The organism is Leptolyngbya sp. PL-A3 (assembly GCF_039962325.1).
Taxonomy (GTDB): domain Bacteria; phylum Cyanobacteriota; class Cyanobacteriia; order Elainellales; family Elainellaceae; genus Vacuolonema.
The window spans coordinates 15,144-39,075 of sequence record NZ_JAMPLB010000023.1; the positions used below are offsets into that span (position 1 = coordinate 15,144).

Sequence of the window (23,932 nt, forward strand, 5' to 3'; positions counted from 1 at the left end):
TATGGCAACCGATCTAGACATCCTCAGGCATAAAGAGTGGCTTGGACTACTTCAGCCAGTCGGTTTGGTCGTTTCACCACCCGCGTTGATTAAGGCACAGGCGGTAATCGATCGTGGCAAACTCGTTGATCTGCAGGAACATCTACTGACAGTAATTTCTACAGAACCTATTTCTCGTCACAAGGATGACAGGGTCGCCTGGATTGAGAATTTTCCGGCGTTTACTCAAAAGGTTTTGGGTTGGCGCGATCGTGACTTAGTTGGTGCAGCAAGTCAGGAGGAATTGCCGGAGGAGTTATCGGTAGCTCTGCCCAGTTATGGGGAGGTGTTGAAGCCGACCTATGCTGTCTGCGATCCAGACACGCAAAAATGGGTGTTGTTGATTCAAGAGACTGCACCAGGGTTACCCTTTGATGAGGATGATCCAGCAACAGCAACGGGGCAGGGTTGGCAAGCCAGTATTCAGGCAAAGTTTGAGCGGTTGCTGCGAGAAACAGGTGTGTATGCCGGATTGCTCGTGAATGGAACAGAGCTTCGGTTGGTCTATGCGCCCAAGGGTGAGTCTTCTGGGCATCTAACCTTTTCCGTACAGGCAATGACGGAGGTGCCGGGTCGGTTGATTTTAGGTGCCCTTGATCTGCTGATGGGTGAGGATCGGCTGTTTAATGTGCCGGAGAATCAACGGCTGAATCGGTTGTTAGAGGATAGCCGGAACTATCAAGCGGAAGTTTCAACCAAGCTATCGGGTCAGGTTTTAGATGCGTTGTGGGAACTGTTGCGAGGATTTCAGGCAGCGGATGCGGCAGTGAATGGAAAGATCCTCAGAGAGTTAGCTGAAACTGACCCACAGCATATCTATGGGGGACTGATTGCCACGTTGATGCGGCTGGTGTTTCTGCTGTATGCCGAAGATGAAGGGCTGATGCCAGATGATGAGGTGTATCAGCGCAACTATGCGGTGTCGGGGCTGTACGAGAAGTTGCGGGAAGATGCAGGCAACTACCCAGACACACTGGATCAGCGGTATGGAGCATGGGCGATGCTGTTGAGTCTGTTTCGTCTGGTGTATGACGGAGGTGGACCCACCGAAGAGTATCTTCCGGCGCGGCATGGGCAGTTGTTTGACCCGGATGAGTATCCGTTTTTGGAAGGTCGCCCGATCGCTTCTCACTTTGCCACATTCGGCAGGATTGAAGCCCCTCGCGTTTCAGATGGGGTGATTTACCGGATGCTGGATAAGCTGCTGGTGCTGGATGGAGAGCGGCTGTCCTATCGTGCCCTAGATGTTGAGCAGATTGGCTCGGTCTATGAGGCGATCATGGGCTATGAGGTGGAGATCGCTCACGGACGATCGATCGCCGTTCGTCCGAAAGATGTGGTGGTGGATGTAGACAAGATCCTGGCAGCAAAGCCAGCCGATCGCGCCAAGCTGCTCAAAGATGCAGACAGTGAGCTGACAGGAAAAGCGTTGAAGGAGTTGAAGGAGGCAAAAACGGCAGAAGACATTGCTGCTGCCATTGGTCGGCGGGTTTCGCCTAGAACACCGAATTTGTTAGCAGCAGGAAGTCTGTTTTTGCAACCAGGAGAGGAACGGCGGCGATCGGGGTCTCACTACACCCCCCGGAAGTTGACGCAGCCGATCGTGGAGAAGACGCTGGAACCTGTGCTGAAGAATTTGGGGGAGCATCCCACACCAGAGCAGTTGTTGGAACTGAAGGTGTGCGATTTGGCGATGGGTTCTGCGGCGTTTTTGGTGGAAGCCTGTCGGCAGTTGGCAGACAAGCTGGTGGAAGCCTGGAATTATCACGGGAAGCCTGCGGATCTGCCGGAGACGGTAGAGGATGTGGTGGTGGCGCGGCGATTGGTGGCGCAGCGGTGTTTGTATGGGGTAGATAAGAACCCGTTTGCGGTGAACCTGGCGCGGTTGTCGCTGTGGTTGGTGACGTTGGCAAAAGATTTGCCGTTTACGTTTTTGGATCATGCGCTGAAGTGTGGTGATTCGTTGGTGGGGCTGACTAGAGCGGAGATTGGCAGCTTTGGGGCAAGTGCAGCTTATGAACCGACGTTTTTTGAAGACCACAAGTTGTTGATGAAGCAGTCGGCAACAAAAGCTCTGGCGTTTCGACAGCAGATTCAAACGTCGGATACGCGATCGGATGGAGATGCAGCAACGAAACAGGCGTTATTGCAGGATGTCGATCGCGCTTTAGAACCTGCTCGATTAACCGCCAAGATCGCAGTTGCCTCTTTCTTTGCGGGTGACAATGCTAAACAACGGCAGAAATATCGAGAGGAATTTGGCGGTCAGTTGATTGGTTATGAGAAGGGATTGGTGGATGAATCAGAGATTCAATCGGTCGTTGCCAAGCTAACAGCAGGGACGAAAGCTGTCTTACCGTTTAGTTGGGAATTAGAGTTTCCTGAAGTATTTGAGCGAGAGAATCCGGGATTTGATGCGATTGTAGGGAACCCGCCATTTGCTGGAAAAAATACTACGATTAGCGCACATATCGCAGGCTATCTTGACTGGCTCAAGGTGGTACATCCTGAATCACATGGAAATGCAGACTTGGTTTCTCATTTCTTCCGCCGAGCCTTCACTTTGCTTCGTAAGGAAGGCGCATTTGGTTTAATTGCCACAAACACCATTGCCCAAGGAGATACTCGTAGCACTGGACTCCGAGTTATCTGCCAGAGCAGTGGCACGATTTATAGTGCACAAAAGCGGGTGAAATGGCCTGGATTGGCAGCAGTAGTTGTGAGTGTGGTGAATGTCTTTAAGGGTGTTTACCAAGGATTGAAAACTCTTGACAACCGAAAGCTCGAGAAAATTACGGCGTTTCTATTTCATGATGGCGGACATGAAGATCCAGAGGCGCTACTAGCTAATGCTAGTAAGAGTTTTCAGGGCAGCATTATTCTGGGACCCGGCTTTACTTTTGATGATACTAATTCTGATGTCACATGTATTGCTGAGATGTACCGTCTAATCGAAAAAGACTCTCAGAATGCCGAACGTATTTTTCCCTATATTGGTGGTGAGGAAGTAAATAGTAGCCCACTTCATACTCATCATCGTTATGTGATTAATTTTGGCGATATGAAGGAGGACGAGGCACGGAAATATCCTGATTTGATAGCGATTGTTGAGGAAAAGGTCAAGCCGAAGCGATTACTTGATAATCGTGAAATTTATCGGCGTAACTGGTGGCAATTTTGCGAAAAAAGAGTTGCTCTCTATAAAGCAATTTCTCAGTGTAATCGAGTGTTAGTTCGTTCTCTCACTAGTAAGCATTTTTGTTTTGCATTCTTACAAAATGGTTTTGTTTACGATCAAACTCTGATTGTTTTTGCATTACCAAGTTTTTCAGCGTTCACAGTTCTAAGTTGTAGATTTCATGAGGTGTGGGCACGATTCTTTGGTGCAACGATGCGGGACGATCCCCGTTACAACATTGCTAACTGCTTTGAAACTTTCCCTTTTCCCACTGATTGGGAAACTAACCCCACTCTCGAAACGGCAGGCAAAACCTACTACGAGTTCCGCGCTGACCTAATGGTGCGCCACAACGAAGGACTCACTGCCACCTACAATCGCTTCCACGACCCCGACGAAACCAACCCCGACATCCTCAAACTGCGCGAATTGCATGCCCAAATGGATCGTGCCGTCCTTGATGCCTACGGTTGGACAGACATCCCCACCGACTGCGAATTCCTGCTCGACTACGAAGACGAAGACGATGAAGGCACCAGCAAACGCAAGAAACCCTGGCGCTATCGCTGGCCCGAAGAAGTTCACGATGAAGTTCTCGCCCGCCTGCTCAAACTCAACCAGGAGCGGGCAGAAGCAGAAAAAATAGGTCGCACCCACCGACGTAAAGTTGCCACCAAAACTCCAACCACCCGTGAACCTGCCCCCGCCTTTGATGATTTGCCCCTGTTTAACAACCCAGAGGGGGCAACCAACTCATGATCGCTGCAAGCTCCTCACCTGCTCCATCGCCCTTCACCCAATATCAAAGACAATTCCGTCAGGCTCTTGGCGACGAAATCAAATCTCTACGAAAGCTGGGTGGGCAGACAACTACCATCACCGATGGTCGCCATCTTGGTAAACGTAGCGGCAAACACCTCTATTCCTTCACCACTGATACCGAAATTCGCTTTCCCGACGACACCCCGGTCGATCTGGTTCACCAAAAACAACGCTATCCAGGAATTCTGCTGTCGATCGAGGGCTTCGATCTCCTCATTGCCATCGAGAAAAACATTGGTGAGCAAGTTCCATCCGTCAAGATGACCACTGAACCGTGGTTTCTCCTTGAGGAATTGCAGAAACGGCTCGACACCGCTACCGCTAGCCAAACCGCAAACCGCAAACTGGCGCTGAACCTGCTCAGCGATTCAGCAACCTCCCGTCCAACAAACGACCCTCAATTTGACGACTTTCGCCCCCGTATCGAAACTCAAATTCAACAATCTCTCAACTACAACCGTTATCAAGCAGAAGCGATTACCCATGTTCTTCAGCATCCGGTGAGCTTCATCTGGGGACCACCCGGAACCGGAAAAACCAGCACCCTTGGACTTACAGTTGCGTCCCTCGTCCATGCAGGGGAATCAGTTCTGGTACTTGCCCACAGCAATACAGCAGTGGATACTGCAATGAAAAGCCTCGCCAAGTACCTCTGTAAATCTAGCTATTACAACGAAGGCTTCATTCTCCGCTTTGGCATTGCCACCCCCGGCACTTATGATGACTATCCCTTAATCAACGTTCGGGGCATTGCCAAAAGACAAAACGCTCTACTGATTGAAAAAATTGAAGGGCTTGAGCGCGAGCGGAAACGATTAACTCAACAGTCTCGTGCCTCTGGTTTAACTACCCAGCAGAAGTCCGCTTTACAAGAGCGTATCGCCAAGATCCGAGAGGAACTGCAACCTCTAAAACAGCAGCTACACCAGAAAGAATCTGAGCTAGTCCGAAAAGCAATGGTCGTTGGTTGCACCCTCTCAAAAGCAGCGATCGCCCAGGAAATTTACGAACGCCAATTCGATGCAGTCATCATCGACGAAGCCAGTATGGCTTACATCCCTCACTGCGTCTATGCTGCAACACTGGCAAAGCGACGAATCGCAATCTTTGGCGACTTTCGCCAACTCGGTCCTATCTCTCAAGCGGAAACAGATAACGCTCGAACCTGGCTACAACGCGACATTTTTGAAGAAGCAGGCATCATTGATCGCGTCAACCGCAACCAACGGGACGATCGCATGGTGCTGCTCCAGACCCAGTACCGGATGCATCCCTCCATTTCAGCCATCCCAAATCGCCTGTTCTACAACAATCAACTGCAAGACGGAGAGGGAGTACAAGCGCGAACACAACCGATTGTCGATGCCCAGCCAAACCCAAGTCAATCCCTCATCTTCTATGATCTGAGCCGCGCCTCTGCCTTCTGCTTTAGTGATCAAGAATCTCATAGCCGCTTCAACCTCATTTCTGCCCTCATCGCCGCCGATATTGCCTATAAGTCAAAACAGGCAGGAACTGAAAGCGTTGGCATTATTACACCCTACAAAGCACAGTCACGCTTAATTCACCGCATCCTCAGAGAAACACACCTGGAAACAGTAAAAGCCTCTACCGTTCACCGCTTTCAAGGCTCTGAACAACATCTCATCGTTTTCGACGCAGTTGATAGTACGCCTCAAAAGAAAGTAGGAGTGTTACTCCAAGGAGGAATGCAAAGCACAGCATCTCGGCTAGCAAATGTTGCGGTTAGCCGTGCCCAGGGCAAATTTGTTGGGCTATTTAATGACGCTTATGTGCGGCAACAACTCGATTCGTTTCATATCTTCCGCAAATTTAGCGATCGCCTTCGCAGTAGTTCCCAAGTTTTGCCTTTAACCTTTACCGATGCAGCCAACTCCACCGTTTGGCAATTTACCCTCCCTGGTATCACGGTTTATCCAAATCCAAGTGCAGCTCGGCAGGCTATTCAAGTAGATTTAGCAGCTACCCAACATGCTGTTGCGATCGACTGGCCTACACAACTCAAGACTGCTCAACACTTCTCCCTCGCCTCCTTGCGATCCGGCACAAACATCATTGCTCGTGGTTCAGACATTGATTCAAGTATTGCCAGTTTGCCTAACACTCGAATTTGGCGTTCTGACTCCTTCAGCAATATGGGAATTGTCGGCATTGACCAACAAATTCTTTGGGTCTACACCAATCCCAGCGCTCAAAGTCCGGTTTTCAGAATCGCCCTTCCTAACACAGTCAATCTCCTCTACACCTTCCTTCAACTTCTACCTGCCGATAGCGGAGCAAGTGTGGCACAAAGACTGCTAAGCAATCAAGCACCCTTCGGTTCCTGCGAACTCTGTACACAACCTCTTTGGCCGCAACCTGCCCAGAACAAATATTCACGTCCTCGGATTAGCTGTGTAACTCATCTACAGCAGGGGCGCAACATGAATCGACAAGACGCAACCCAGTACGCCCAGTTTATGGGACGCACTTGTGAAGCCTGTGGTGCTGCCCTGCAAGGTCTACAGAATGGTGCTACAGGTCAGATCTTTCTCGCCTGTAGCCGCACCAGTTGTAATTGGAGGACCAGCCTAAATCAGATTATTTGAGCAAGAGTGATCAGATTCAGCGATCGCAATAGATGAGCGTCAACTAGACCAGCAAACCAAGCACACTTCCACAACGTCTAAACTAGCAAGTCATGCCAACTAAAATCCACGGTGCCGAATATCCCATTGAGAAGATCTTTTGCGGTGACTTTGTCTTTTCGATTCCCATGTATCAACGACCTTACGCTTGGGAGGTTGAGCAAGCCGAAACTCTACTAGATGATCTATTGAGTTTCCTGGGAGATGGTGTCGAGCCGATTGATGAAGTCAATCCTTATTTCCTGGGAAGCATTGTTCTAATTAAGTCAGATGGCTTGCCAGAGGCAGAAGTCGTTGACGGTCAGCAACGTCTGACAACCTTGACTATTTTGCTCGCTGCGCTCCGCGAGGTTTTACCTCCTGCCTGGATGGGTCAGATTACCAAATGTCTCTATCAAGAAGGTAATCCACTCGACATCAATGAGAAAGGGCGGGAGAATCGCTACCGCTTAACTTTGCGGGAACGGGATGCTGACTTCTTTAAGGATTATATTCAAATTCAAGGTGGCTTCGAGAAGCTGAAAACTCTAGAGAACGCTGTTCTCCCCGACAGCCAACGGCATCTTCGTGACAACGCCCTAACCTTGCTAAATCGACTTACTGCATTAGAAGAACAACAGCAGCGACGACTAACCCAATTCATTCTATACAAATGCTTGCTGGTAGTCGTTTCTACCCCCGATATGGATTCGGCCTATCGGATCTTCTCTGTCCTGAACGACCGTGGGTTAGACCTGTCTGTTACCGACATTCTGAAATCAGAAATCATCGGCAAAATTCCTAAAGAACAACAAGAGAAATATAACAAGCGGTGGGAAGATACTGAAGAGCAGCTAGGCCGTAATACCTTTCAGGACCTGTTCTCTCACATTCGGGTAATTTACCGTAAAGCGAAGCAAAAAGACTCTGTCCTAAAAGAAGTGCGAGAGCACGTTAAACCTAGCGAAAACCCCATCCACTTTATAGATGAGGTACTGTGCCCAAAAGCTCAAGCCTATGCCGATATTCAAGATTGTTGCTACGAAAGTCACCAGCACGCTGAAGCTATCAACACCTACTTCAAATACTTGAACCGTATTGATAACGCCGATTGGTTACCGCCTGCGATTTCCTACCTGTCTAAACATCGCCATCAACCCGACCGATTGCTTACGTTCTTCAGGGATCTAGACCGCTTGGCCTCCGGTCTAATGATTAAGCGAGCCGACATCAACGATCGCATTAAGCGCTACAGCAACCTCTTAGACTGGATTGAAAAAGACCAGGATTTAAGTAGCCCTGCTTCGCCATTAAATCTAACCGCAGAAGAATGTCAGGTAATTGTTCAGAAATTGAATGGTCCCCTGTATCTAGAGACTAAAACTCGCCTTTATGTACTCCTTCGCCTCGACACTTACCTTTCTGGTGGCGAAGCCGTTTATAGCCTTCCTCGCATTACTGTTGAACACATTCTTCCGCAAAACCCACCAAAGAACAGTCAGTGGTTAGAGTGGTTCCCCAATGAAGACACTCGCCAGAACGATGTTCATCGTTTAGGTAACTTGGCACTCCTGTCGGGCTACAAAAATAGCAGTGCCCAGAACTACGACTTTGAAACCAAAAAAAGCAAATACTTCACAGGCAAAAACGGTGTTTCTCCTTTTGCACTCACCACTCAAGTGTTGAATGAAACCGCATGGACCCACGAAGTTATTGAGAAGCGTCAAACAGAACTGATGCAACGATTACAGCATCTTTGGCGTTTAGATCCCACTGACTCAAGTCATCAAGCTTCTACCGCCGCTTGATCAAAGCTTATAAATTGCCCTGGAGACTGCTGTTCATGCCTCAATTAACATCCGTTGAAATTCGCTCCACTCTAGTCGATGCCCTGCAAATCGACCTGGTTGGGCCTAAACCTAATGACACAGAACATGCAGAGGAAGTGTTAACCCAAGCACCCTCCAAATGGTATCTCACTGGGTTTCTGGCTCCCTTCGGCGCAAAACCAGACGATCGCTCCGATGATGAAGGAAATGTTGAGCCGCAAGAGCTAGGGGATGGCGCAACGAGCGAAGATAGCCAGTCTCCTGAAGTAACGCCCGCCCGAAAAGCACTATTTCCCTCCTCAATGGGAATGAGTTTCCTCATCTCCCAACAGACAAAAGAACTGCCAACGACAGTTCACTGGGCAGATTACAAACCCATTGAACTGGAAAGACAGAATCTTGAAGTTGAGGAACCTGGCGATAAAAAGAAGCGCAAACCAGGTGGATGGCAACGCATTCCCCAATCTGCTTCACTCATCGTTCCAATTCAATCTGCCAAAGATTCGTTTGAAATTGAGATTCCTGGTGGTAGTGGTCTCACCTTAGTCGTCAACTGTCGCCCAGTGATTGACCATCGCTTTGAAGCAGGGACACTCTCAGTCTCCATCTTTCTTGTGAACTACCGTCAGATGCACTTCAGTGAGAAGGATGCGTCCTTTGCCTTCCAAACCTGCCTGATTGTGCAGTGCCCAGAGGGATTTGTACCCCGCTCAGACCTGCGTGGTCTAGACAGCAAAGACCCCGATGAGGCGATCGCTAGTCTGCAATATCGCCACGAGTATGAATTTGCCGTTGGGCATAACGTCTCCGTCATCGCCCACTCCTCCGATCCACATCACTGCACCGAAGTCTGTACCACCTGGATTCCGCTCGCAGAAGTCCCCAAGGTCGAAGCGGCCCCGCTGCCGATGGTTCAACTTGGGATGGAGGCATTAGCTGCTGCCGAAAATGTAGACGTAATCCGGCAAATGCTAAGCCCAATGGTGGCAGAATACCGCACCTGGATTACCGCTCAATACAACACCCCAATTGATTCACCCCAGGCAAACAACGTTGCCCAAGCCCTGTTAAACGATGCCCGTCGTGCCTGCGATCGCATTGAATCGGGTATCGACTCACTGGCAGACCCGCAGGTGTTAGAAGCATTTCGGATTGCCAATCGAGTCGTGGCGATCGCTCGTCGCCGTCAACTCAGCCAGGAGTTGAACCAACCTCCAGAGAGCTTCAAACCTCCCACATGGCGACCGTTTCAGCTAGCCTTTATTCTGCTAAATCTGGTCAGTATCGCCCAACCCGATTGTTGTGACCGAGGCATTGTTGACCTGCTCTTTTTCCCGACGGGTGGTGGTAAAACGGAAGCCTATTTGGGGCTTGCTGCCTTTACGCTGGTGCTGCGCCGTCTCAAGCATCCAGGTATTCAGTCATCTGGAATAAGCGTCCTCATGCGCTATACGCTGCGATTGCTCACCCTTGATCAGTTAGAGCGAGCCGCTCGTCTGATTTGTGCGCTAGAACTGGAGCGGCAAAAAGATCCCACGAAGCTAGGTCAGTGGCCCTTTGAGATTGGTCTTTGGGTCGGACAGGGCGCAACCCCCAATAAACTCGGTAAGCGAGGTGACAAGGACGAATACTCTGCCCGTGAGCGCACGCTTGCCTTCAAGCGAGACAGCAAAGGCAAGCCGTCTCCCATTCCCTTGGAGAAGTGCCCCTGGTGTGGGGAAAAGTTCAAACCTGAATCGTTTCAACTTCAGCCGTCAGAAGATGCCCCGAAAAACCTCAAAGTCATCTGCACCAATCGAGACTATTTTGGTCGAGACTGTGACTTCCGCAGTCGCAACCCACTGCCCATCCTAGCGGTCGATGAACCCATCTACCGTCGCTTACCCTGTTTCATGATCGCCACGGTCGATAAATTTGCCGCACTCCCCTGGGTTGGACAAACAGGTGCTTTGTTTGGGCGTGTCACCCATTACCAGGATGGTGAAGGCTTTTATAGCGCTGCTGATCCAACGATCGCCGGTAAACCAATCGGAACCTATCTGCCGCCACCCGATTTAGTCATCCAGGACGAATTACACCTCATCTCTGGTCCCTTGGGTACGATGGTCGGGTTATACGAAACGGCGATTGACACACTCTGTTCCCACACCAGCACTGACTCTGGTAAACCGATTCGCCCTAAAATCATCGCCTCAACTGCAACCGTGCGGCGAGCGAAACATCAGATCCAAGCCCTGTTCGGTCGGGGTCATGTCGATATCTTTCCACCGCCCAGCCCCAATCGGCACGATTCCTTCTTTGCCAAAACAGACTTCACCGTTCCCGGACGACTTTACCTAGGTGTTGCCGCCCAAGGACGCAGTCTAAAAGTTGTCCTGCTGAGAACCTACCTGGCACTCATGGCAGCTGCCTACAAGCAATATGAGGAGCAGGGCGGCAAACGGAACAAGGAGAATCCCGCTGATCCCTACATGACCTTGATGGGCTACTTCAACTCCTTACGTGAACTGGGAGGAAGCCGTCGAATCGTTGAAGATGAGGTCGTTGCCCAACTAGTGAATTACGGCGATCGCCTACGGCACGGTGAACTCGTGGGACCCTTCCTCAATCGGAAAATTGACGACGAGCCGGAAGAACTCACCTCGCGAGTAAGCACCAACAAAGTTGCCAATACCAAGCGTCGATTAGCCCTGCCATTTCACGAAAAAGAGCGGGTAGATGTGGCACTTGCCACAAATATGATTTCCGTTGGTCTGGATATTGTGCGGTTAGGTTTGATGGTTGTTCTAGGGCAACCCAAAACAGCCGCAGAATACATCCAGGCAACCAGCCGAGTGGGGCGAGATTCCAATCGTCCTGGTTTGGTTGTGACGCTGCTGAATGTTCATCGACCCCGCGATCGCTCCCATTACGAGCGATTCCAAAGCTGGCACAACAGCTTCTACCGGGCAGTCGAGGCAACCAGCGTTACTCCCTTCTCTCCGCGCGCCTTGGATCGAGGGTTAGCAGGGGTTGTTGTCGCCCTGACTCGCTTGGGTATTCCAGAAATGACTCCAGCACTGGGAGCCTCGAATATCAATAACAAACCAGATGCGATCGATGCGGTGATTGAGGCGATCGCCTGTCGCGCTGAGAGTTACAGCCCAGATTTAGATGCGGCTGCAACAAGCAAACTACGGCAACAGGTCAGAGCGCAGGTACTTGATCTCATTGACACCTGGAAACAAATCGCGAATCGAGACAAGCGGCTGCAATACCAGAAGGAAGCAGATCTGGCTCCTCCACTACTGCTAGATGCACTCAGCCCAGATGCGGATAAAGAACCCCGCGAACGTCAGAAGTTCAAAGCTTACCGTAGCTTGCGCGATGTCGAAGCAACCGTCAATCTTTGGGTACGCGACCCCTATGGACTGGATATGGAGGATGAAGGCAAATGAGTGATAAGAAAAGCAAGTCTAAACCCAGTGGTGAATTGCGGCAAAGCCAAGTGCTAAGCACCTTCGGTCCTGGCTCAATGGTTGATTTACCAACCCGCTCTGTCGTCATTTCTGGATTGACCTACTGGAAGGGCGATCGCCAAGCAATTCGGGAGGATCGGCTCCGCTACAAGGTTGCAAAAAGCTTGGACATCGACCCTCAAGAAATCCAGCTCTATACGCCACCCCAACAATCTAGTGATCCCCGGGCAGCAATCAGCGGCGTTGATGCGTTTGTCTTTCCTACTTGGTTTCTAGGACAGGTGGACGAAACTTATGAAAAGAATAGTAAAGTCTACCGAACTCGACCGCTTGTGACCTGGAGTGCAGTCAAAAGTGGGTTTAAGCATGAAGGCAAAACAACTCAGGCAGTCCCTGTCCGCTTCGTCCAGGCTTGTACCAATGGTCATCTCAGCGATATTGACTGGTACGCCTTTGCCCACAATGATTTCGACACCACCTGCCGCAAACCACTTTGGTTAGATGAGGGCGGCTCCGGAAACGATTTTGAAGAGATTTTTGTGCGTTGTGAATGTGGCAAGCGGCGTCCTCTTTCCGAAGCCAAACTAAAAGATTCCAAAGTACTGGGTAAATGTCAGGGGCATCGCCCTTGGTTAGGTCCCCGTGGTCAAGAACCTTGCGTTGGGCACAAAATAAATAGCAATGGTGACATTGTTGAAACAGGGCAACCTGAATACAATCGTTTGCTTGTGCGCTCTGCCAGCAATGCCTACTTCACCCAAATCCTTAGTGTCATTTCCATGCCCGATCAGGCTGCTGAGCTGAAGAAGGCAGTCGATCGCTTCTATGAAGATGATTTGCAGTTTGCTGAAGACCTGGCAGATATCCAAAAAGAACTCAAGAAGCCGAAGTTTGCTGAACTGGCAAATTTGGGGGCAGATGTCGTTTGGGCAGAAGTGAAGCGGCGTAAAAGTGGGGTAGCCATTCCAGACAAGAGTATTAAGCAGGTAGAACTGGAGGCACTACTCTCCTGCCCTGAAGAAATGGGCAAAGAAGTTCCAACGGCAGACAAGGATTTTCAGGGGTACGCTCGTCGCTTAGATACGCTAGATGCGAAATGGCGATTATCCATCGATCGGGTCGTGCTTGTGCATCGCTTACGGGAGGTCGTAGCACTGATTGGCTTTACCCGCTTTGAGGCTGCCATGCCGAATATTGAGGGTGAGATTGATGACCTGGCAATCAATATTCGTAGGGCAAATCTAGACTTCGAACCCAAGTGGGTGCCTGCGATCGAGAATTTGGGCGAAGGGGTCTTCATTAGCATTCAGAAAGATACAATCCACCAATGGTTAAACCGCCCAGAGGTTAAAGCCCGGGAACAGCACCTTGAGCAGGGATTTTACAAATGGCTCGACACGAGGGGAATCCCCCGCGATAAGGCGAAGTTTCCTGGTGCGGCTTACATCATGCTGCACTCCCTTTCCCACCTGCTCATCACCGCTGTGTCCCTCGATTGCGGCTATGCCTCTAGCGCCATCCGTGAGCGGATTTATGCCTTTGATGAGATCGGCTATGGCATTCTGCTCCACACAGGCACTTCAGGATCAGAGGGAACACTAGGTGGATTGGTCGAGGTCGGCAGGCGGATCGAAGAACACCTCGGCAGAGCCTTAGAGTACGGGCGGCTCTGCTCAAATGACCCAGTATGCGCTCAGCACCAACCCGATGATGAACAGGAGGATCGCTTCCAGCACGGAGCAGCCTGTCATGGTTGCTTACTCATTGCTGAAACCTCCTGCGAGCGCCGCAATGAAATGCTGGATCGGGCACTGGTTGTGAACACCGTAGCAGGACTGGGAGCAGAATTCTTCCCAGATACGGTCCAATGATGTCTCCGTTAATGAGCTTGAGCCGTCCTGCCCTGACTGACCTGGCTACCGCCCTGGAAACCGAGAGGTTTAGCTTCCCGATTTACCCGTTTGCTTTGGCAAGCTATGTGCCAGAGCAATTGATAGTGGTAGTCGCCGCTGAACTAAATCAGCTACGGCAACAGGGAATGAGTTCCGCTCATATGGCGTACATGCTGAAGTTACTGGCACAGGAGCGGGCGATCGCCCACCAGAAGCAGGAACAAGTCGATTTAGTCTGGACAGGACCAGAAGTTCCTGGAACCGAGAGTCGAGATACTGCTGTGGTTGTGCGAGAACTATTTAGTAGTGCCCGCCATAGCGTGTTAATTTCTAGTTTCGCGATCGATCAGGGCACTAAAGGGCATCAGCTCTTTCAACCTCTTGCCAATCGCATGGATGCAAACCCCAAGTTAAGCGTCCGCATGTTCCTCAACATTAAGCGTCCTTACAACAGCCAGACCCCGACCCAAAACTTACTACGAGAATTTTCAGAAAACTTTCGTAAAAATGTTTGGGCAGGGCAACGATTGCCAGAGGTATTTCATGATCCGCGATCGCTAGAACCCTCTGCCCAAAGCAATGCTTGCCTACACGCAAAATGTATCGTCGTTGATGAAGAACGGGTATTTGTCACCTCAGCCAACTTTACAGAAGCTGCACATCAGCGCAATATTGAAGCGGGAGTTTTGATTTCTAACCAGGTTGCAGCAAGAGCAATTCGGTCGCAATTTGAAATGTTGGTTACCCAAAACATCCTTCAACGTGTCGCAGGACTTTAAGTTTGAATCAAGGAAGTAATTGCAGCTATCAATGATCACCCCCTGCTACGCAAGGATGGAGGAATCTCGCTCAGTTTTGTTGAATCAATTCAATAGCCTCAAAATTACCGTTTTTGAAAAATGCATTCACTTTTGGAACTGAAGTTTGGACTAAGGCAGTAGAAGCAGGAGGAAATTGCCCAACCCGCTAAAGAGGCTGAGTAGTGCGACAGAGCATGCCAAAATCAGGACTTTATGCTGCAGGTATCGTCGTCGATTTCAGTGCTTTCTCAGCCTGTTTGCGTTTACGTACTCGTTTTTTTACCGTTGGGTAATGGGGTCGAGGGGAAGGGCAATAACCCGTGGCACGACCGGGCGATTTTCCCCGGGGTTTGGGCGCTTTAGCCGGAGTTCCAATTGCAGCTAAAATACTGGCAAAACCTTGAGCAATGCGACCTGGAGCCAGTTTATCTTGAGGAGACTGCCAGGGTAAAGGGGCGTCTCTACACTCATTGCGAGCTAGCCACAACTGCCAGGTCATCAGCGCCACCAACAGGCTCCACCGCTCTAAAGCCTGATTCGAACTCAGTTGGGGTTGTGTCCAATGTAACCGTTGCTTGGCAAAGCGATACCAATGTTCCAGGGCAAAGCGACGCAAGTAGATGCGCCAAAGTTTCTGTAACGCTGGCATGAGCTGACCCAACCAGGCTAACCAAAGCACCTGAAATTTACGCTGACGACCGACGGGTTCGAGCACCTCAACTCGGATGATTTCCATGCCTCGTTTGGGGGATTGTTTGAAGTGGAAGTTGCTCCACCGCATCAATTGGACTCGACCATAGTGGGGGTCATCAACCGCGATCGTCTCGGTGGCTTCAGGCCAAGTTGTCGGGTCTTTGAACTTGAATTTCACGCCATGCTTACGCGGTGCCCCCCGTCCCGCATAGGCAGGAGGCGCACCAAAGACACAGCGATTGGCTGCTAAGCGCAATAACAGGTCTGCTGCAATCGTTGCCGTCTGATTCACGAAGCTGGCATTGCCATAACCTCGGTCATACACGGCTAACGGTCTGCGCTCGAGTTGCCGGGTCACTTGCTGTAATTGAAAAGCCGCTCGCTTGCCGGGGGTTTCAAAGCTGCTAATGCGTTCATGCCGTAATGGTAAAGCCCAACTCCCACTCTCCTCAGCAATCCAGGCCAGGGTGCTATAACTTTGCCCGACTGCGCTCTTTTGCCGACTATCGTGGTCAAAGGTTCTTTCTTTGAGTGTCCCCGCATCTTGACGAGACCAAAAGGTGCGGTCTCCTGCCAGGATAGGTTGCTCAGTCGTATCGACTCTCCCAGCGATCTCCTGCATCAGTTTTGCTTGCGGCAAGTGGCTATCGTGCAAAGCGGCATAGATACTCGACCATTGCCGTCGGAAGACAGGACTTTGAGACAGACTGACAAATGACACTGTGCTAGCACTGGTTAACACCGCATCCATCAACTCAAACACCGCATCTTTGGCTTTACCCAGTTGCTCGTACAAACTCTGACGAAATTGGCTCAGTTGTTCGAAGATCATAAGGTCAATGACTATTGGTATTTTCATTGACTTTACGGCAGTGGGTGCTTGCACTGACTGCCGTTTTCCTACCCGGTTAGTCTAAAGTCCAGTTTGGAAAACAGTCTTCCCTGTCTTACCAATCTTGCTCTAAGGGATTTCCATAAAAACACAGTGTCGTAATACGCCGTATCTCAAAGCTATTAACAAGTCATCATAGAAAAATGTCTACAATGGCATCTTCCAAACTGAATGCTAGAAAGTAAAAGGTTGCCAGTACTCCTATTTGATTAGTGTTGTTAACCGATACATGCTTAGTTGAGCGGTGTCAAACATAACCTCAGTCGTTTCTCCATGCTGTCTGACCAATTGCACAACTCCCCATATGAATTCCAGCCCCTCTGCCACCTGAAGACTGTCCCAAACAGAAGGTGGAGCTTCTAACAACTGTCTGGATAGGATAATGGCACATTTGCTCTTAGCACGAGTAATTGAGACGTTAAGTCGATTGCGAGAGTAGATGAATTCTGCCTCCTGAGCTGCATACTCTGGATCGGATACTCCATAGGACACGAGCGCTGCTTGGGCTTCCTGCCCCTGCATCTTGTCTACTGTGTCCGATCGCGGTTCCCAATCACGCTCACGCTTTAAAGTTATCTTAATTTCTAAATTAAATTGAAAAGTTTATTTTTCCTCACAAATTTATCGAAGCGCTGTGTTTAGGACTACAGCTTTAACTTTGATCCCTTGCTTTGATAATTCAGTAGCTTGCGCTTCAAACTTCTGTCTTGCCTCCTCAATATTCAGCTTTGGAGGCTTTCTGGAATCTTTGTTGTCCCACTGCTTACAATTGAACCAGCCAATAAGATAGAGACCATGCTGGCATCTATTATCTTTGAGATAACGCTCCACCAGTTGAGCTTGCATTGCAGTATCTAAATCTTTATTCCAGCATCCCTTGACCTCAATAATGACGCTTACACAGTCCTGATTTTCTCCATTTGGTAGTCGAATAAACGCATCTACTTGAAGATCCACACGTTCACCTGATGCAGCAACACCTTTATTTCCATGTCGCCGCCGAATTTCAACCTCACGTTTGGCAATTACTCCTCGTTGTTTAAGATCTTCCTCCAAGTGAAGCTTCACATAATCCGATAACGCCTGCTCATCTTTAGGACGGGAGACAACTTGATCCCACAAAAGAAATGCAGACGGCGTTTCACCTTGAAGCTTTTGGTTCAGTCTATCCAATGATTCAATAACCACATCAAGCAGTTGATCTGCTCCATTAACAAGGCGTATATTGCGATCGTTCGTGATCTCAAGAACTTCCTGAGGTATTGGTGCTGACCAAGTACGACGACGAGTTATCAACTGAGCTTCAAGCAAAGTATGCCTCAGTTTTTCAGCCATTTCTGGCAACTCATCAGCGATTGTCTGCAATGCTTTATAGGATTGAGCAGTACCACGCTTCTTAAGGTGGTTCAGGATAAAGTTCTTCCACTCAATAGTATTATCTTCAATAATTTTGTTTAGGTTGTTTTTACTGTTAGTCTTCTCATTGACATTGTCATTTTGTACTTCCTCTCGTATTTCGTAAGATTGTGTAACCAACCAAATGAAAAGTTGTGCTATTTCAGCTTCATCAAGTTGCCATTCAAAATCCCTTGATCTGTGTAGATAATCAGACAAAAACTCGATTACTTCCTCTCCAAATTGAGAATCTTGCTGAATAGTTGCCCAGACAACAGGCCAGCCTGTCTCCTTAGTGTGAGTCATTAGCAAACTCGCTGCTTGAATAGCGTTAAAGCGATCCTTTTCGCTGGAAGGCGGCGGTGAGGGAATGAGTGCTCTTGTAAAGTCTATAGCTGCGCTACTCTTTTGGAGAAGTAGTTCTTCCAATAGTTGTCCCATGCATCTGGGCTTTAGTTTCTTGTCCCCTAGTTTGTTCAGTAGAGCATTAGTTAAGTTCTGATTCCAACAATCTCTAAACGCGCTCACAAAGTTGGTACTACAGTACTCTGCATTTTCGCCATCTATGAGAGTTAAAAGAGCAGAGATCATTCTATCTGAAGCGTGTTGATACGCAAATTTCATTAATCTGTGATGAATTTCAGAATTTTGGCTGCTAGTTGATATTGAATAGCATGAGAGAATAGTTACAGCCCACCGCTTCCATACATAACTAGGAATATTCATAACGCGATTAGGAGCTTCTTTTAATAGGAGCCTTAATGCTTTATACCCAGAGATTTCAGGCTCATATAAGGATGACCCATCCTCTCTTGGCTCCCAATTCAACACAAACTTCTCTGCTGCCTCAATAATACGTATTCTGGTAGAAGTAGTTGCCTCTTTCCAACCTGGAAGAGAGATTAGATCTGGGTTTTTAAGAATATGTTCGTAGGATTGACTTTCCGTTTTAAAAGTCATTTTCTTGTTGAGCTGCCACCAAGCAGATAGATCCTCAGATTCAAACTGCTCCAAAAGTTGAATAATTCTTACTGCAGAGGATACTTCTGATTGAAGATTCTCTTTGTGACTTAGTTGGTTTACTACTTCAAGATAAGCCTCTCTCTCGCTTTCTGCCTCTGATGAGGCTAAGACTATAGGCTCTATCCATACTTCAAACGCTCTACGTAAAATAGTATTTATGGTACTGATGTCAAGAACTATTTTTGCCTGTTCTGGAAAGTTTTCGGGGTTTGTAAAGACTCTCCTAATGAACTGTGCCCAAGTTTGCTGAATTCGATCATCTTCAGAGGATTGAAGACATTCGATCATCCACATAAAATCTTTATGGAGAGCCTTTTGTAGCCTAAGTCCAAGTATCCAAACGGGCGTCCTCTCAGATAAAGAAAACATGGGGACAAGGGTTGCTATTAAAAGACGGCGCTTACGATCATTGCTGAGTAGTGCGTCTTCGAATAGTGATTTATTCTGATAGCTCTTCCTGTGTTGATAGTTATTCCACTTCGTAAAGGCTATTCTCGCAAATGTTTCCAATATGTCTGGTAATTCAAGATGCTCCCATGCCAGAAACATAATTGCATCCGATAGTTCACCAAATGGGTAGCGCAATTCACGTCTAGGTTGCTGTGCCTCAACCCATGCTAATGCTGAAGGTAAATCAGCAACTTGAAGATGTTCAGCAAAATCCTTAGCTACGAAGTTTTGATACGTACCACCAAAGCCGCTGTCGTCAGGCTGTGTGAGAACGTCAAAAACTTCTTTTGCTGTTATGTGAGATGGGTAGGTCGCTTGAAGCCCATATCCTTTAAGTTCATTGTCTGGATCGTCTCCAGCTTCACCTAAGGCTAATGGTTTCAAAATCTTTTTCGTTTCGGTATCACCAATTTCACTCACTGTATAAGCAGCATTGACTCGAACCCAGTAAGGTTGAGATGGATCTATAGCAACATTAGCTAGATCATGCTGAAGTACTTTTAATTGACAGGCTCTAGCAATATCAATTGCCACATATCGAGCATCCACACTTTTGGTTATGTCAGTAATATAAGGTTGAACTTGCGTGACTAAATCCTTATCCCTCAACCTTTGATATAACCACGATCGAGGCTCATATAGCAGCTTTTCCTCATTGTGCAGCTTAAGCAAAGATTTTACTAAAGCGGCACAATTTTCTCGACTAGCATTTTCTATATCACTTTGCAATGCCACATCGGGATCTGTTTTAACTATTTCCCGAAATACTTCAGGTAACAAACTAGCCGCCCATGCTGCAACCTGATGCAACTGAGAAACTAGTTTTCTGTCAGGGTCAGCAGGATGCTGTAATAAGCTCATTCTTTGAGCTAAGGTCATTGGGTGCTGCGCTAGATACCAAGCGGCCAAGAATTCTGCATAAGTTTGATGAGTAAAACAAAAGCTATTGTGCCCATCCCCATAGGAGGAGAATAAGCTTGTAATTTTCAGTACCTCCTCAATAGCAGCTTCAGTTACCGAAAACGCACGTTCATCAAGAGTCTCTATGCCACATAACTCCTGAATGGCGATGTAATTCTTGGAGGGAGCTTCACCTAAACCTGTCCAAATGGCAACCCGATTTGCAAAGATTATGACCGCTGCTATTCTGCCAGCAATCATCATACGTTTATCAATGTCTAACTTACCTTTTTCTCCTGCTTCACGACGATATAGATTGTTTTCGTCACAAAAATTCCTACAGCCTTTGTAGTAAAGTTCTTTTCTAGTGGAAGGAAACTGTTTGTCTTCCCGGTAAATTCCGATTAGAAACCTCAGCGTAATTGGTTGGATAGCTAATGGTACGGCTTCTCTAGCTTGAATCTCTCTTAGAAAGGCTTCTGAGTCTAAATGATTCTTTCCTGCTGCCTCCTCTACATCTACTCGGCGCAAAGGAGCTAGTTCATAGACCCCTACATCATCTTTACCCCATATCTGTCTTAAATTTTCTTCTAAAGTGCCTCGCCAATCAGCCGTTCTACAGGTGAGTCGGAGGTTAAGACGCTCACATGGGAAGTTTTTAAGCTTGCGACTTAGAGTATCTGACAAAACACTGAGCGACAAAAGCCCCTCATCCAAGCTGTCAAGAAATAAATCCAAATGATATGTACTATTCAACCAATCTTGGAATACTGAGTTTCCAAAAATCTCATTACTTAGTTCAGACCCAGAGTCGAAACCTCTAAGTCCAGACTTAAGGGCAGATTTTCCTTGCCTTTTAGCGTCTTCAAATGCTTGCTCCAGTGCAGTAGACTTGCCGCTCCCCGGCTCGCCTAGCAGAATTAAGCACGGAGTTCTACTAATGGCTTCAAATGGAACGACTTCAGGATTAGTAATGTGTGTATAACTTGATTCTGGGTTGTCTAAATAGCCAGCGAGATCAAGTATGCAAGTTCCTCCCTTTGGATACCAGAATCTTTTCCATTCATATTTTGCTTCTGACACCACTAATCTTTAAGAACAAAATTAATTACTCTACTATTGTGGCTCAACGATCGAGATTTGGCTCTCAATCACAGCAGGGGGTTAAAGGAACGATCACCTTTCAAGCCTCACTATGTAGCCCTTGCAGCCGCGCACTATCTTCGCTGTACTTCAAGGGTTCCAATGGGCGATCGCAGATGAAGGATAAGGCTTCAGAATATCAGCCTTTACATCGCTAACCTTCGATCGCCATACCATTGACTCAATTCCTGCTCAATTTCATCCAGGATAGCGATCGCCTCCCTAATTGATTCTGCATCAGTCGTCAACAACGTAAACACTGACTCAACCCGTTGTTGATAGTCCGCAGGGCAAAGCGTGAAGCCATTAGCAAGTGCTACAGCACCCTTCTCATTCAGCAGGTATGTCTCATTAAGTGCAAAGAGTACCTGATTCATACACGCCACACTGCGAAAACAGCAGCCTGCGGCATAAGCAACATCACCGCGTGCAACTGCCTTCTGAGCAACTAACAACGAGAAACTAATTTCCCAGGCAAACTTGTCAATCGTTGCTTGCTTAAGCTTTGCTGGATAAGGCGTTGTCTTAGCTTTCAAAGTAGCTAAAACGCTCTGTGGATCGTGAAGTGGCAGACAAAGGGTGGCTTCACCCATGTAGATCGAGGATACAAAGCCGTGGGGGTGTCCAGGTTGGTAGTCGATCACGATTTTTCCAGCATGACAGTCATCGATGACCTGATTCACCTGAGCCACATCCCGATAGAGAAAATCGACTGGAATGCCTTCCACTTTGAGCCAACCGCCACCATTAATCCACTTTCCCCACCCCCCGATTGGGGTGATCAGGTTTGTGCGATGGTTATCGTCCAGTCCAGAGGCGAGGTGATTTAGAGCAAGGAGATCAGGCGGGTTCTCTGGTTGATAATAAAGCCCCAGATCCACATCTGACGTGGGGGTATGGGTGCCCCTTGCTCTTGAGCCACCCAAAGCGATTGCCACAATTCCCTCAATTGCCTGCAAGCGATCGACAACATGATGAATGAACTGGGGCAGTTGCTCATTCATAACGATGAGTTTACCTCTACAATCATCCCAGCTCGACGCAATCGTTCTGCCAAAACATCCCCTAACCCGGTTGCTGGTGTAAGAATGCCTCCCCGTGTTTGACCACCGGGTAGCTCATTCGTTTGCAGAGCTAGACTCAAAGCAGCTTCACACACAAATTTCACTGTTGCCCGGTTGCCAGGGTCGCCCTGATCTCGAATGAGTCCTCGTATCCTACGCCCGTCTACCGCAGTCCCTAACAGTTCACAGGTGAACCATCCCTCATTCATCGTTTGCTCAGAAGGTCCCTCACCCGGTTTAGGCAGAAGAGGCTGTAGCAGCGATCGCGTCTGGGGTTGTTGTAGAATCCCCATGAATAGCGCCAGACCGACTGTTACACCCGTTGCCTTTAGCCATGCCAGTGGCTCATCAAACTTGAGATACTCCTGATAGGTGAAGTCCGGTCCATAAGGTTCCTGCCATTCCTCGTACAAAGCACTACTGCGGCGGACGATGCGAGTATTCACAACTCCCATAAAAAAGGGTGCGACCCAAGTATTGAGGTCTGTATCAAAGGATGGCGTTTGTGGGTCACGATTGCGGTCAACTTCAGCTTGAGAGTGGGAGGCGGAGGGATTGAGGAAAAAGGGATGATTCATTTGGGCTGCCCCCGGCGAGTCGTAGAGATTGATTGCCGATGCCAGAGTGCCACCGTTGAAACCGCCGAACGCTTGAAAATAAGCATTGACCTCTTGGCAGGGCACACCCAATTCTCGTTGCAGGTGGCGAACAACCAGATAAGTTCCGAGATCCGATGGAACCGAATCAAAGCCACAACAGGGGATAATCCGTGTTCCATCGGTAGCCGCCTGAGCATGGTAGCGATCGATCAAGGTTTTGACCCAGGGCGTTTCTCCGGTAATGTCAACGTAATGGGTTCTCAAGCGAACGCACGCATCGACCAGGGTATTCGCGTAAAGGGCAAAGGGTCCAGCCGTGTTCAGAATCACGCAGGTTTGAGAGACGATCGCATCAATCGCCTGCTGATCCTGGCTATCCGCTACCAGCACCTCTACCCCTACATCAACCTCATCTCGAACGGCTTCTAATTTCTGACAGCTGCGCCCAGCAATTGCCCACCGCACCCCCTCAGGAGAGGCATGGTTAGCAAAATACTGCACCGTCTGCTTACCGACAAAGCCACTGGCACCGTAGAGCACAACATCATAGGAACGGGCAGAAGACCGATCAGACATAGCAACAGTACTCCTGCCAACGGCTATTGTCGAGAACGCATTTCTTGCTGACGCATGGGCATCGCATCGATTGTGCGGAACAGCATCGCTGAATCAATTGGAGTTTGGCTCCGTTGCTTCTCCGTACCATCCTTACCCACAAGAATCACTGCAAACTCCTCAGGGGTAATCTCAAACTGTCGTCTTAGTTTTTCCACCGATGCTGAACTGAGCGATCGCCCATCCACCTGGCTCTCTCCAGTTCCCAGAATCTGCACCAGTTTCAGATCGCGATCGCTGGTTCCTGCCACATCAGCCTGCCATGCCCGCATCTGCTGGCGATACTGAGATGAGTTGATTGAGGGGGCAAAGACTAGCAGGATGCGGTTTTGCCATTGATAGTCGCTCAGATTAAATTCAATTCTTTGGGAACGATCGGGAGTTGCAGCAACATTGGCTGCCTCTAGTGACTGGGAATGAGGATTTGGCGAAGCACTCATAGCAATAAAAGGCTGGGGGGAGGTACAGCCCTGTAGTAGGGACAAAAGAACAATAAGTACAGTTAAAGACTGC

12 protein-coding genes are annotated in these 23,932 nt (G+C 48.7%); 6 read left to right on the forward strand and 6 right to left on the reverse strand.

Annotated elements, in window-relative coordinates; genetic code table 11:
- Position 1: 1 nt before the first annotated feature.
- The 6 genes from NDI52_RS17920 (at position 2) to drmC (ending at position 14,624) form a co-directional block, all read left to right on the forward strand.
- Entirely contained in the window at positions 2 to 3,976 is a 3,975-nt protein-coding gene (locus tag NDI52_RS17920) for a DNA methyltransferase (protein WP_348256480.1), read from the forward strand.
- A complete protein-coding gene (locus NDI52_RS17925) occupies positions 3,973 to 6,648 on the forward strand; it encodes an AAA domain-containing protein (protein WP_191132182.1) in 2,676 nt (891 codons plus the stop codon). The genes NDI52_RS17920 and NDI52_RS17925 overlap by 4 nt, the downstream gene beginning before the upstream one ends.
- 92 nt (positions 6,649 to 6,740) lie before the next feature.
- Positions 6,741 to 8,474: a DUF262 domain-containing protein gene (locus NDI52_RS17930; protein ID WP_191132181.1), complete on the forward strand. Its 1,734-nt coding sequence runs from the start codon at positions 6,741 to 6,743 to the stop codon at positions 8,472 to 8,474.
- Between the two features lie 35 nt (positions 8,475 to 8,509).
- Positions 8,510 to 11,932 (forward strand): DISARM system helicase DrmA, encoded by a 3,423-nt coding sequence (gene drmA / locus NDI52_RS17935; RefSeq protein ID WP_191132180.1) that lies wholly within the window; start codon positions 8,510 to 8,512, stop codon positions 11,930 to 11,932.
- Positions 11,929 to 13,824: a DUF1998 domain-containing protein gene (locus tag NDI52_RS17940; RefSeq protein WP_191132179.1), complete on the forward strand. Its 1,896-nt coding sequence runs from the start codon at positions 11,929 to 11,931 to the stop codon at positions 13,822 to 13,824. Before drmA ends, NDI52_RS17940 begins: the two co-directional genes overlap by 4 nt.
- Positions 13,824 to 14,624: a DISARM system phospholipase D-like protein DrmC gene (gene drmC, locus NDI52_RS17945; RefSeq protein ID WP_191132183.1), complete on the forward strand. Its 801-nt coding sequence runs from the start codon at positions 13,824 to 13,826 to the stop codon at positions 14,622 to 14,624. Before NDI52_RS17940 ends, drmC begins: the two co-directional genes overlap by 1 nt.
- 232 nt (positions 14,625 to 14,856) lie before the next feature.
- Here drmC and NDI52_RS17950 read toward each other — a convergent pair whose 3' ends face one another.
- The 6 genes from NDI52_RS17950 to NDI52_RS17975 form a co-directional block, all read right to left on the reverse strand.
- On the reverse strand, positions 14,857 to 16,170 hold the full coding sequence (locus NDI52_RS17950) for an NF041680 family putative transposase (protein ID WP_348256481.1): 1,314 nt from the start codon (positions 16,168 to 16,170) through the stop codon (positions 14,857 to 14,859).
- 261 nt (positions 16,171 to 16,431) lie between these two features.
- On the reverse strand, positions 16,432 to 16,812 hold the full coding sequence (locus tag NDI52_RS17955; RefSeq protein WP_348256489.1) for an AAA domain-containing protein: 381 nt from the start codon (positions 16,810 to 16,812) through the stop codon (positions 16,432 to 16,434).
- A gap of 39 nt (positions 16,813 to 16,851) precedes the next feature.
- Entirely contained in the window at positions 16,852 to 21,081 is a 4,230-nt protein-coding gene (locus NDI52_RS17960) for a hypothetical protein (RefSeq protein ID WP_348256482.1), read from the reverse strand.
- Between the two features lie 206 nt (positions 21,082 to 21,287).
- Positions 21,288 to 22,145 carry a nucleotidyltransferase domain-containing protein gene (locus tag NDI52_RS17965; protein WP_191132176.1) on the reverse strand — a complete coding sequence of 286 codons (858 nt, stop codon included), beginning with the start codon at positions 22,143 to 22,145 and terminating at the stop codon, positions 21,288 to 21,290.
- A complete protein-coding gene (locus NDI52_RS17970) occupies positions 22,142 to 23,380 on the reverse strand; it encodes a saccharopine dehydrogenase NADP-binding domain-containing protein (protein ID WP_191132175.1) in 1,239 nt (412 codons plus the stop codon). The genes NDI52_RS17965 and NDI52_RS17970 overlap by 4 nt, the downstream gene beginning before the upstream one ends.
- 23 nt (positions 23,381 to 23,403) lie before the next feature.
- Positions 23,404 to 23,859 carry a DUF4174 domain-containing protein gene (locus NDI52_RS17975; RefSeq protein WP_191132174.1) on the reverse strand — a complete coding sequence of 152 codons (456 nt, stop codon included), beginning with the start codon at positions 23,857 to 23,859 and terminating at the stop codon, positions 23,404 to 23,406.
- Between the last annotated feature and the right edge of the window lie 73 nt (positions 23,860 to 23,932).

Bases quoted from the DNA above. Each gene is read 5' to 3' on its own strand.
- NDI52_RS17920 (WP_348256480.1), top strand. From the start codon at position 2: ATGGCAACCGATCTAGACATCCTCAGGCATAAAGAGTGGCTTGGACTA.
- NDI52_RS17925 (WP_191132182.1), top strand. From the start codon at position 3,973: ATGATCGCTGCAAGCTCCTCACCTGCTCCATCGCCCTTCACCCAATAT.
- NDI52_RS17930 (WP_191132181.1), top strand. From the start codon at position 6,741: ATGCCAACTAAAATCCACGGTGCCGAATATCCCATTGAGAAGATCTTT.
- drmA (WP_191132180.1), top strand. From the start codon at position 8,510: ATGCCTCAATTAACATCCGTTGAAATTCGCTCCACTCTAGTCGATGCC.
- NDI52_RS17940 (WP_191132179.1), top strand. From the start codon at position 11,929: ATGAGTGATAAGAAAAGCAAGTCTAAACCCAGTGGTGAATTGCGGCAA.
- drmC (WP_191132183.1), top strand. From the start codon at position 13,824: ATGTCTCCGTTAATGAGCTTGAGCCGTCCTGCCCTGACTGACCTGGCT.
- NDI52_RS17950 (WP_348256481.1), bottom strand. From the start codon at position 16,170: ATGATCTTCGAACAACTGAGCCAATTTCGTCAGAGTTTGTACGAGCAA.
- NDI52_RS17965 (WP_191132176.1), bottom strand. From the start codon at position 22,145: ATGAATGAGCAACTGCCCCAGTTCATTCATCATGTTGTCGATCGCTTG.
- NDI52_RS17970 (WP_191132175.1), bottom strand. From the start codon at position 23,380: ATGTCTGATCGGTCTTCTGCCCGTTCCTATGATGTTGTGCTCTACGGT.
- NDI52_RS17975 (WP_191132174.1), bottom strand. From the start codon at position 23,859: ATGAGTGCTTCGCCAAATCCTCATTCCCAGTCACTAGAGGCAGCCAAT.